The 10,996-nt window shown below is 43.7% G+C and carries 14 protein-coding genes; all 14 read left to right on the top strand.

Features of this window, described 5'->3' with window-relative positions; all coding sequences use genetic code 11:
* The first annotated feature begins 164 nt into the window (after positions 1-164).
* The 14 genes from ACLHG9_RS01445 to ACLHG9_RS01380 all read left to right on the top strand — a co-directional run bounded on the left by ACLHG9_RS01445 (position 165) and on the right by ACLHG9_RS01380 (position 10,912).
* Positions 165-470 carry a DUF4134 domain-containing protein gene (locus ACLHG9_RS01445; protein ID WP_410219757.1) on the top strand — a complete coding sequence of 102 codons (306 nt, stop codon included), beginning with the start codon at positions 165-167 and terminating at the stop codon, positions 468-470.
* A gap of 11 nt (positions 471-481) precedes the next feature.
* Positions 482-814: a DUF4133 domain-containing protein gene (locus ACLHG9_RS01440; protein WP_410219756.1), complete on the top strand. Its 333-nt coding sequence runs from the start codon at positions 482-484 to the stop codon at positions 812-814.
* Entirely contained in the window at positions 811-3,315 is a 2,505-nt protein-coding gene (locus ACLHG9_RS01435) for a TraG family conjugative transposon ATPase (RefSeq protein ID WP_410219755.1), read from the top strand. Before ACLHG9_RS01440 ends, ACLHG9_RS01435 begins: the two co-directional genes overlap by 4 nt.
* 27 nt (positions 3,316-3,342) lie before the next feature.
* Positions 3,343-3,975 carry a DUF4141 domain-containing protein gene (locus tag ACLHG9_RS01430; protein ID WP_410219754.1) on the top strand — a complete coding sequence of 211 codons (633 nt, stop codon included), beginning with the start codon at positions 3,343-3,345 and terminating at the stop codon, positions 3,973-3,975.
* 2 nt (positions 3,976-3,977) lie between these two features.
* Positions 3,978-4,973 (top strand): conjugative transposon protein TraJ, encoded by a 996-nt coding sequence (gene traJ / locus ACLHG9_RS01425; RefSeq protein ID WP_053327171.1) that lies wholly within the window; start codon positions 3,978-3,980, stop codon positions 4,971-4,973.
* 21 nt (positions 4,974-4,994) lie between these two features.
* Positions 4,995-5,618 (top strand): conjugative transposon protein TraK, encoded by a 624-nt coding sequence (gene traK / locus ACLHG9_RS01420; protein ID WP_053327170.1) that lies wholly within the window; start codon positions 4,995-4,997, stop codon positions 5,616-5,618.
* Between the two features lie 10 nt (positions 5,619-5,628).
* Positions 5,629-6,060 carry a hypothetical protein gene (locus ACLHG9_RS01415; protein ID WP_049038323.1) on the top strand — a complete coding sequence of 144 codons (432 nt, stop codon included), beginning with the start codon at positions 5,629-5,631 and terminating at the stop codon, positions 6,058-6,060.
* Positions 6,061-6,080: 20 nt separating this feature from the next.
* Positions 6,081-6,365: a nitrogen regulatory IIA protein gene (locus ACLHG9_RS01410; RefSeq protein ID WP_410219753.1), complete on the top strand. Its 285-nt coding sequence runs from the start codon at positions 6,081-6,083 to the stop codon at positions 6,363-6,365.
* Entirely contained in the window at positions 6,355-7,692 is a 1,338-nt protein-coding gene (gene traM / locus ACLHG9_RS01405; protein ID WP_091095687.1) for a conjugative transposon protein TraM, read from the top strand. The genes ACLHG9_RS01410 and traM overlap by 11 nt, the downstream gene beginning before the upstream one ends.
* Positions 7,693-7,716: 24 nt before the next feature.
* Positions 7,717-8,610 (top strand): conjugative transposon protein TraN, encoded by an 894-nt coding sequence (gene traN / locus ACLHG9_RS01400; protein WP_049038326.1) that lies wholly within the window; start codon positions 7,717-7,719, stop codon positions 8,608-8,610.
* 21 nt (positions 8,611-8,631) lie between these two features.
* A complete protein-coding gene (locus ACLHG9_RS01395; protein WP_091095689.1) occupies positions 8,632-9,192 on the top strand; it encodes a conjugal transfer protein TraO in 561 nt (186 codons plus the stop codon).
* Positions 9,193-9,203: 11 nt separating this feature from the next.
* Positions 9,204-9,653, top strand: coding sequence for a DUF3872 domain-containing protein (locus ACLHG9_RS01390; protein WP_410219752.1), 450 nt, complete (start codon positions 9,204-9,206; stop codon positions 9,651-9,653).
* A gap of 114 nt (positions 9,654-9,767) precedes the next feature.
* A complete protein-coding gene (locus tag ACLHG9_RS01385; RefSeq protein WP_410219751.1) occupies positions 9,768-10,049 on the top strand; it encodes a molybdenum ABC transporter permease in 282 nt (93 codons plus the stop codon).
* A gap of 62 nt (positions 10,050-10,111) precedes the next feature.
* Positions 10,112-10,912, top strand: a complete 801-nt coding sequence (locus ACLHG9_RS01380) for a TIGR02391 family protein (protein WP_410219750.1) — start codon at positions 10,112-10,114, stop codon at positions 10,910-10,912.
* Positions 10,913-10,996: the final 84 nt, after the last annotated feature.

The raw sequence follows: 10,996 nt of genomic DNA, 5'->3' as shown, positions 1-10,996 counted from the left end.
TAAATACAGCTAATATACTGCTTTTTTCACTTCAATAACAGCCATTCACAGCCAAACACTTCCTTTGACTGCCACTTTGTAAGACCGCCTCCATTTCTGAAACACCTTTGTTCCGATAAGCCCGCAAGGTGTGGGCTGAGTTAACAAATTAATGTGTTTCAATTATGGACAAACAGAGAAAAAAAGTTTTGCTGACGTTAGGTGCAATGCTGTCGGCAATGAGTGCTTTCGCACAGGGAAACGGCTCGGCAGGTATCAACGAGGCTACCCAAATGGTAACAAGCTACTTCGACCCTGCTACCCAATTAATCTACGCCATCGGGGCCGTCGTGGGATTAATCGGAGGCGTTAAAGTTTACAACAAATTCAGTTCCGGTGACCCAGATACATCGAAGACGGCGGCTTCGTGGTTCGGTGCGTGTATCTTCTTAATTGTTGCGGCTACTATCCTGCGTTCATTCTTCCTTTAATCCTTTGCTTTATGAACAGTTACAACATAAACAAAGGCATTGGCAGGACTGTGGAATTTAAAGGCTTAAAAGCACAATACCTGTTCATTTTCGCTGGTGGGCTGCTCGGAACGCTTATCCTCGTGATGATACTGTATATGGCTGGCGTGAACTCTTACACCTGCTTGCTGCTCGGTGCTGGCGGTGCTTCGCTCATTGTGTGGCAGACCTTTTCGCTGAACAGGAAGTACGGCGAATACGGTCTGATGAAAGTAGGTGCGAGAAAAAGACATCCCTGCTACATCATCTGCCGCAAGCCGGTACACCGCTATTTAAAATTCACGCCTAAACAGAACGCCCTATGAGAAATGTATCTAAAACCACTACGCTGGAAAGTAAATTTCCATTGCTGGCAGTAGAGAACAACTGCATCCTTTCCAAAGATGCGGACATTACCGCCTGTTTTGAAGTGCGTTTACCGGAACTGTTCACAGTGGCATCGGCAGAATACGAAGCCATTCACTCCGCCTGGCACAAGGCTATCAAGACCCTGCCTGATTTTACGGTCATCCATAAGCAAGATTGGTACATCAAGGAAAGCTATGCCCCCGATTTGGCAAAGGAAGATCAGAGCTTTTTGGCTAAGTCCTACCAACGCCATTTCAACGAGCGACCGTTTCTGAACCACTATTGCTACCTGTTCCTGACCAAGACTACCAAAGAGCGGATGCGTATGCAAAGCAATTTCAGTTCGCTTTGCAAAGGTACTTTGATACCAAAGGAAATCAGGAACAAGGAAACGATACACCGATTTATGGAAGCGGTGGCACAGTTTGAGCGTATCGTGAACGATAGCGGTTTTGTAAGCCTGCAACGCCTGACCGATGATGACATCATCGGAACGGACAGCAAACAGGGATTGCTGGAGCAATACCTTACACTATCTCGTGAAGCCGGAACACCAATGCAGGACATCGGGTTGGGAGCTGAAGAAGTCCGTATCGGAAACAAAAGGTTGTCATTGCATACCTTGTCCGATACGGACGATTTGCCTGGAACGGTTTCGGCAGATACCCGTTTTGAAAAGTTGTCCACGGATCGGAGCGACTGCCGTCTGTCGTTCGCTGCTCCTGTTGGGTTGTTGTTAAGCTGTAACCATATCTACAATCAGTACTTGTTTTTGGATAACAGCGAGGACAACCTGCAAAAGTTTGAGAAGTCCGCAAGGAATATGCACTCTTTGGCAAGGTACAGCCGTGCCAACCAAATCAATAAAGAATGGATAGAAAAGTACCTGAACGAAGCACATTCTTTCGGTCTTTCATCTATACGGGCACACTTCAACATCATAGCCTGGTCAGAGGATCCAGCGGAACTCAAACAGCTAAAGAACGATTGCGGTAGTGCCTTGGCACTAATGGAATGTAAGCCACGCCACAATACTACGGACGTAGCCACATTGTATTGGGCAGGTATGCCGGGCAATGCGGGCGATTTTCCGAGTGAAGAAAGTTTTTACACATTCATTGAACCTGCCTTGTGCTTCTTCACGGAAGAAACCAACTACCACAATTCGCCCTCACCGTTCGGTATCAAGATGGCTGACAGGCTTACCGGAAAGCCCATTCATTTGGACATATCGGATTTGCCGATGAAGCGTGGGATTATCACGAACCGGAACAAATTCATATTGGGTCCGTCAGGAAGCGGGAAATCTTTTTTTACCAACCACATGGTTCGACAGTACTACGAACAAGGTGCTCACGTATTGCTCGTGGATACAGGGAACTCTTATCAAGGGTTATGCGAACTCATTAAAGGGAAAACCAAAGGCGAAGACGGTGTTTATTTCACTTATACCGAAGACAACCCGATTGCCTTTAACCCTTTCTATACGGACGATGGCGTATTCGACATCGAAAAGCGGGAAAGTATCAAGACCTTGATACTCACGCTTTGGAAACGTGATGACGAGCCACCAACCCGTTCTGAAGAGGTTGCCCTTTCCAATGCTGTGAGCGGATACATTGAACGTATCAAAACAGAAGGGATTTACCCGTCATTCAACGGCTTCTATGAATATGTCCAGCGTGATTACCGCAAGGTACTCGAAGAAAAACAAGTAAGGGAAAAAGACTTTGACATCGCCAATTTCCTAAACGTACTCGAACCCTATTACAAAGGTGGTGAATATGATTACCTGTTGAACTCGGACAAACAGTTAGACCTACTTTCTAAAAGGTTTATTGTGTTTGAAATTGATGCGATCAAGGATCACAAAATCCTCTTTCCCATCGTCACGATCATCATTATGGAGGTGTTCATCAATAAGATGCGCCGACTGAAAGGTATCCGAAAGCTCATCCTGATTGAAGAAGCGTGGAAAGCGATTGCCAAAGAGGGAATGGCAGAATACATAAAATATTTGTTTAAAACCGTCAGAAAATTCTTCGGAGAAGCCATTGTCGTAACGCAGGAAGTCGATGATATTATCCAGTCGCCCATTGTAAAAGAATCAATCATCAACAATTCCGACTGCAAAATCCTCTTAGACCAACGCAAGTATATGAACAAATTCGATGATATACAGGCGATGCTGGGGCTTACCGACAAAGAAAAAGGACAGGTACTTTCCATCAATTTAAACAACGAGCCAAGCCGATTATACAAAGAGGTTTGGATCGGCTTAGGTGGTACGCACTCGGCAGTTTATGCCACCGAAGTGAGTTTGGAGGAATACCTCGCATACACAACCGAAGAAACCGAAAAAATGGAAGTGATGCAGCTTGCATCCGAACTGGACGGCAATGTCGAACTCGCCATCAAGCATATTGCTATGCAAAGGCGGGATAAGGCAAATCAATAATTATTAATCATTTTAAAATTCAGAACAATGAAAAAAATCCTTTTTATGGTGTATACGGCATTATTGCTTGCCGTAGTGCCATCCGCAAAAGCCCAATGGGTGGTCGTTGACCCGTCAAACCTCGCATCGGGTATTATCAATAGTGCGAACGAAATCGTACAGACTTCCTCCACTGTGAGCAACGTCATCAAAAATTTCAAGGAAGTAGAAAAAGTCTATAAGCAGGGCAAGGAATATTACGACAAGCTGAAAGCCGTCAATAACCTTGTGAAAGATGCCCGTAAGGTGCAGCAAACCGTTTTGTTGGTTGGCGATGTGTCCGAAATGTACGTGCAGAATTTCGGTAAGATGATGAATGACCCGAATTTCTCCCCGCAGGAATTGGCAGCTATCGCAAATGGTTACTCGGCTTTGCTTAATGAAAGTACCGCACTGCTGAAAGAACTGAAGCAGATTGTAACCTCATCCAGCCTTTCGCTGAACGACAAGGAGCGTATGGATATTATTGACCGTGTATATAAAGAGGTAAAGGAATACCACAGCCTTGTACGCTACTACACCAATAAAAACATCTCCGTGAGCATCCTGCGGGCAAAAAAACAGAACAATACCAAAAGAGTGCTTGAACTCTACGGAACGCCAAACCAAAAATACTGGTAGTTATGGAATTTAGTAATCTTCACGAAGTCCTACGCTCATTATATGATGAGATGATGCCACTGTCCGCTGATATGGCGGCAGTGGCTAAAGGGGTAGCGGGCTTGGGAGCATTGTTCTATGTTGCCATAAAAGTATGGCAGGCTTTGAGCCGGGCAGAACCGATTGATATGTATCCCTTGCTCCGTCCTTTCGCTTTGGGTATCTGTATTATGTTCTTCCCGACCATCGTATTAGGCACCATCAATGCGGTACTAAGTCCGGTGGTACAGGGTACACATGCCATTCTCGAAGACCAGGTACTTGACCTTAACGATTTGCAGGCTAAAAAAGACCTGCTGGAACGGGAAGCAATGCTCAGAAATCCGGAAACTGCCTACCTCGTATCCAATGAGGAATTTGATAAGAAACTCGAAGAGTTGGGCTGGTCGCCAAGCGACCTGATTACGATGTCAGGAATGTATATGGACAGGTTCGCCTACCAAACGGAGCAGGCGGTCAAAAATTGGTTCCGCAATCTGTTGGAGGTACTTTTTCAGGCTGCGGCACTCGTCGTGGATACTATACGAACGTTTTTCCTTATCGTACTTTCCATATTGGGGCCGATAGCCTTTGCAATAAGCGTATGGGACGGTTTTCAGTCCACGCTCACGCAATGGCTGACCCGGTATGTCAGCGTTTACCTATGGCTACCCGTAGCCGATCTGTTCAGTTCCATGCTCGCCAAAATACAATCCCTCATTATTGAAAAGGATATAGCAATGCTTGCAGACCCCACCTACATACCCGATACGGGCAACACCGTGTACATCGTGTTTATGATAATCGGTATTGTGGGTTATTTCACGATCCCGACCGTAACGGGCTGGATTATTCAGGCTGGAGGAGCAGGAAACTTTACCCGTAATGTAAACCAGACCGCAATGAAAGCCGGAAACATCGCAAGTGCCGGGGTTGGCTCAACAGCCGGAAACATCGGTGGCAAATTAATGGGAAAATAAAAACAATTAAATGATTTAAAAATGGAATTTAAAACGCTAAGAAATATCGAAAACAGCTTTAGGCAGATCCGTTTGTATGCCATTGTGTTTGCTGTTCTCTGCATCGGCGTGGTAGGATATGCCGTATGGCAATCCTACCGCTTCGCAGAAGAACAACGCCAGAAAATCTATGTGTTGGATAATGGCAAATCACTGATGCTTGCCTTATCGCAGGATGCCAGCATCAACCGACCTGTGGAAGCAAGGGAACACGTCAGACGTTTTCACGAGCTTTTTTTTACGCTTGCTCCCGATAAGAATGCCATTGAAAGCAATATGAAACGGGCATTTAACCTTGCCGACAAATCAGCTTTTGATTATTACAAAGACCTGTCGGAAAAGGGCTATTACAACCGTATCATATCCGGTAATGTGCAGCAACGCATAGAGGTGGATAGTGTCGTGTGCAACTTCGACAACTATCCGTATTCGGTGCGAACCTATGCCAAACAGTTCATTATCCGGTCAAGCAACGTGACCAGGCGAAATCTGATTACTTCCTGCTATCTCGTGAATTCCGTCCGTTCGGACAACAATCCGCAAGGATTTAACATCGAAAAGTTCGCGGTAATAGAAAACAGGGATATCGAAGTTATAAACCGCTAAAACTAGGGATATGAAACAGTTACTTGATTTAAGCACATTCGCAAAAACACTGACTGATAAAGGATATGATGGGTATTTCCAAACGGAGGGAGCTTACCCCGATAAAATTAAAGACAGTATCAGCCAGTTCTTGGAGGCTTGCAAGAATGGTACGGACAAACCTCTGCGGCCCGATAGCTTTTCGTTAAGGACTTACATCGAATGGAATGGCGATGACAAACCCAAAGTTGATTGCTATATGCGGGTACGGTACGAAGACGGCAAATTCGATGTACAGAAAATGGACATTACAAGGAAAGACCAATACGGGCATTTAATGAAGAAGTCGGAACTGACAAACCTATCCACAGGTACAGTGCCGACCCGAAAAGAAGCCATTGCATTGGTGTCCGAACCACCTAAACAAAAGCTGTCTTCACAGGTCAGACGGCTCAGAATGTAATAACCGATAATCATTAAGGTATGAAAAAAATCAGAGCAAATATGGACAGGTACTTTGACAAGCTGGACGACCGCTGGCAGACTTTGCCCATCAGGAAACAGCACCAATATACCCTGTACTTTTTTGTGGGGTATCTGCTGTTGACCGCAGGGGTCATTTTCAAAGTATGGTACGACACGGCAAAGTCCGGTAACGACATGCACATCGAGCATATCGAAAACCCTGTCCTCGAAAAGAAAGAAAGTCCGGCAACCTTGCAGGACACCATAACAACAATTTTAAAAAATAGAATTTATGAAAGATAAGGAGAACAAAAAGTCGGTTGTCCGGGTAACGGAAGGAAACCCGTCGGTAACCGCTGATGTGCTGCAAGACAGCACAGAGAGCAAAGCCGAAAAGCTCAAAAAGCCACTTATATTCGGCTTGATGGGAATTGTCTTCGTGGGTTGTATGTACCTCATATTTAAACCATCCGAAGATAAAAAGGCAATGGAAAACATCGGGCTGAACGATGCCGTACCACAGGCTACGGATGCAGGGCTACCCGATGATAAAGGGAAAGCATACGAGCAGGAAATGCTTCAGCAAAAAGACCAGGAAAAACGCAACGCACTTACCACGCTTTCCGATTATTGGAACACGGAAGACAGTACACAGGACAATGAAGAAGCGTTTACCGAAGAGGAAGAAGCCTACGGATACGGCGGGGGCAGAACTTCTGGAAGAAACGGCAATCCTGCATTGAGCAGCTACCGCAATATGCAAAGTACATTGGGTTCATTCTATCAGGATGATAATGCGGAAACAACTGAACTCCGCAGGCAATTGGAGGAACTGAAGGAACAATTGGCCGAGAAAGATGTACCGCCTGTCGCCACCGTAGATGACCAACTGAAGCTAATGGAGAAATCCTATGAAATGGCGGCAAAATATCTTCCGAAGAATACGAATACAGAAAATGCTGCACTTGATAACAATGTTACTCCGGCGGTTTCGTCTGCCAACCAAAAAGAGCATTTTGTGGCGTTTACACCTGCAAGAAAAAACACCGTTTCTGCCCTGTACCGTGAGCCTACGGATAGTGCTTTCTTAGCCAATTGGAGCGAAACGAGAAATCGTGGCTTTTATACCGCAGGTTCCATTGAGCAGGTGGTACAACCCAAAAACAGTATAAAGGCAAGTGTACACGAAACACAAACGATAGCAGGCGAAACAGGTGTACGTCTTCGTTTATTGGAGCCAGCTCAAACACCACAACGAACCATTCCAAAAGGAACGATTGTAACAGCTAATGCCAAATTTCAGGGAGGGCGATTACAGCTAAAGATTACTTCAATAGAACTGGAGGGCAATATCATACCGGTAGATATAACCATTTATGACATAGACGGACAGCAAGGTTTGTATGTTCCGTATTCGCCCGAAATGAATGCCCTTACCGAAATGGCAGGCAATATGAGCCAGACTTCGGGAACCAGCGTGATGCTCACGCAGTCCGCCGGACAGCAGGTTGCCGCAGACCTTAGCCGTGGCGTGGTACAGGGCATTTCTGGCTATTTCGCCAAAAAGGTGCGCACACCCAAAGTAACCCTAAAGGCAGACCATCAGGTCTTCCTTGTTTCCAAACAATGATGTTGAACTCAAATATTTTAAACAATGAAAAATCATTTTAAAACCTTTTGGGCTTTGGCCCTGATACTCGGCTTTGCCGTACAGTCCTACGCACAGGACAGCATCAAAGCACCGCTTGCCCTGGGCAAAATAGAACCGTACCGCATGGAAGTTACCTACGATAAAACTTCGCATTTGATTTTCCCTACCGCCATACGCTATGTGGATTTGGGAAGCGAATACCTGATTGCAGGTAAGGCGGAAGATGCGGAAAACGTACTGCGTGTAAAAGCATCGGTAAGGGATTTTGAACCCGAAACTAATTTTTCGGTCATTACCAATGACGGACGTTTTTACAGCTTCAATGTGTATTACAGTGGGTATCCCGATGCGTTGAGCTATGACCTTTTGACCATGCAGAAAGCGGTGGATAAGGCCAACAGTAATGATGTTCTTTTTGAAGAATTGGGCAACAATTCCCCGTCATTGGCGGGTTTGCTTCTGGAAACCATTTACAAGAAAGACAAACGTATTGTAAAGCATATCGGATCTAAGAGCTTCGGTATTCAGTTTATCCTGAAAGGCATTTACATCCACAACGGTAAATACTATTTCCATACGGAATTGAGAAACCGTAGCAATGTGCCTTTTCAGATTGATTTTGTCAATTTCAAAGTGGTAGATAAAAAGGTAGCCAAACGCACTGTTGTACAGGAACGCCCGTTGATACCGCTTCGTACCTACAAGCCACTCACAGAAATTTCAGGACAAACCACCGAACAGAATGTATTTCTGTTAGACCAATTCACTATTGCCAATGATAAGGTACTGTTGATTGAGATTTTTGAAAAGAACGGTGGCCGGCAGCAAACGCTTCAGGTGGAAAATTCGGATTTGATAAAAGCCCGGTTGATCAGCGATATGCACCTGAAATTTTAATAACCTTTTAAAGCAATAGCAATGAAAAAGTATATCTATACCGTGATGCTCGTCCTAATGGGTATCACGGTGGCACAGGCACAAAGGATGCTGCCTAAACAGAAAGGATTGGAAATAAGTGCGGGTGTATTGTCCGATGATAAAATTGGTAACGATTATTACATCAGCGCAGCAATGACCGTGAACGGAAAGAACGGAAATTACCAGCTTTGGGCATTGGAATACATGCACCAATACCACGGCTACAAGAACCTACGCATACCGCAGGAAACCTATACTGCAGAGGGCGGCTACAGTTTCTTCCTGCTGGGTGATGCCCGAAAGAATATCACATTGAATTTCGGAGTAACTGGCGTGGTCGGTTACGAAACCATCAACCGGGGAGAAACGATGCTGTATGACGGGGCGAAAATACTGAGCGAGGACAATTTCATTTACGGAGCTGGCGGACGGCTCACATTTGAAACGTACCTGTCAGACCGATTTGTGTTAGTCCTGCAAGGACGTACAAAGGTCTTTTGGGGTACGGATCTGGAACAGTTCAGACCGTCCGCAGGTGTGGGATTAAGGTTTAACTTTTAAAACGTAAAACAATGATAGCAATATTCAATAAATTCAGAATGGGGTTACTGCCATTGTATGTACTGTTGGCAATCCTCACAGCTTCGGTTACGCTGGTATCTTGCAGCAAGGATGATGAACTCGAAATACAGAACGATTTTCCTTTTGAGGTAAATGTGATGCCCGTACCAAAAGATGTTGCCAACGGGCAGACCGTGGAAATACGCATTACCATACAGCGTATCGGAAATTATACAGGTACGCAATACTATCTCAGGTATTTTCAGTTTGATGGTACTGGCACGTTGCGGTATTACGATGAACCGCCATACCTACCCAATGATTTGTACCCGTTGCCAACGGAGCAGTTCCGTTTGTATTATACTTCGGCTTCTACCGTATCACAGTCCTTTGAGGTGTGGATTTCGGATAGCTTTGGAAATGAAAAGCAAATCAGTTTTCAGTTCAACAATACAGATTAAGGATAGTAGAAGCAAAGCTAAAAGAACCGACTTTACGCAGGTCGGTTTTTTGCTTTTTTAGCTTTCGGTGTATGAGGATTTTGTTTAAATTTACTTCATTATAAATCCATAGCTATGGATACGGTTACGGCTCAATTAGTGTTTGGTATTATTGTTACTGTCATTGGGATAGGGTTAATCTATTGGATAAACCGCAGGAAATTTTACAGGCGTAGCCCTATGGGAGCTGAGGGGTTTTCGAGCTTTGAAGCATCTGTATTTACCCGGTTTATAGAGCGTATCGGCAAATGGATTGCTTATGCTTTGATTATTGTCGGTGTTATTTGTATATGGACTTACAACCAAATGAAAAAGGATAAGGAAAAACAACAAGTGGAGATACCTAACTCGAAATAAGTATTTTTATGAAAATTTAGATTATATGATTTAGTATTCATAATAAAGAGGAAAATTATAAAATGACAAAATCCTTTGATGACATAACCCTACGAAATATATCTGATATTATATCAAATATACTGACACATACGAAAATTACAGAACATTTATCGGGAGCTGGTATTGCTCAATCTCAATATGGTACAAATAAAACAGACAGATTGTTTTATGCTTTAAAAGAAAGACAAGTACAAGACAGATGTGGAAATAATGTATTGGCATTTGTTGTTAGGTTATTAAATCCTAAAAGATATAATTCCGAAGATGAATTTGAAAAAGATAGAACAACTATCAATGAGAAACTTGTTTATGAAGGGATAGAAATTGATAAAAGTGGACAGCCCCGACAAGTTGATAAGGCGAAAACTATTTCAGAAGCAAAAAGTAGGTCACTAAAAATCAAAGAAAAAGTACACGGAATTGGAGTTCATTCAGAAATTTTGCCTTATTGTGAAGCTGAATGGTTAAAGGAAAATTATTTTCACGCTATACTTGAAATTACAAAAAGTGTCGCAGAGAGGCTTCGACAAAAAAGTGGCTATACTTCAGACGGAGCAGATTTAGTTGATGATTGTTTTGCACTGGGAAAAGACAAAAGACCTATGCTTGCTTTTAATACTTTGAAAAATCAAAGCGAGGAAAGTGAACATAAAGGCTTCGGAAACTTCTGCAAGGGATTTTTTTCTATGTACAGAAATCCAAAAGCACACAATCCAAAAATATTGGAAGATACCCAACTTTCACAAATGACAGAAGTTTTGGTGGTAGCAACAATAATTCACAACAAACTTGATAACACTTATAAAACGGGACTTAAATAATAACAAAATCGGATAACCTTTTGGGCTATCCGATTTTTCGTTTATGGTAAATGTAAACCGCCAAACACTGCCTTTCAACGCCAA

Origin of the sequence: Pedobacter sp., assembly GCF_046462515.1 — a bacterium.
GTDB lineage: Bacteria > Bacteroidota > Bacteroidia > Sphingobacteriales > Sphingobacteriaceae > Pedobacter.
The sequence above is the reverse complement of the archived record's forward strand: the minus strand, read 5'-3'. Positions and strand labels throughout refer to the sequence as shown.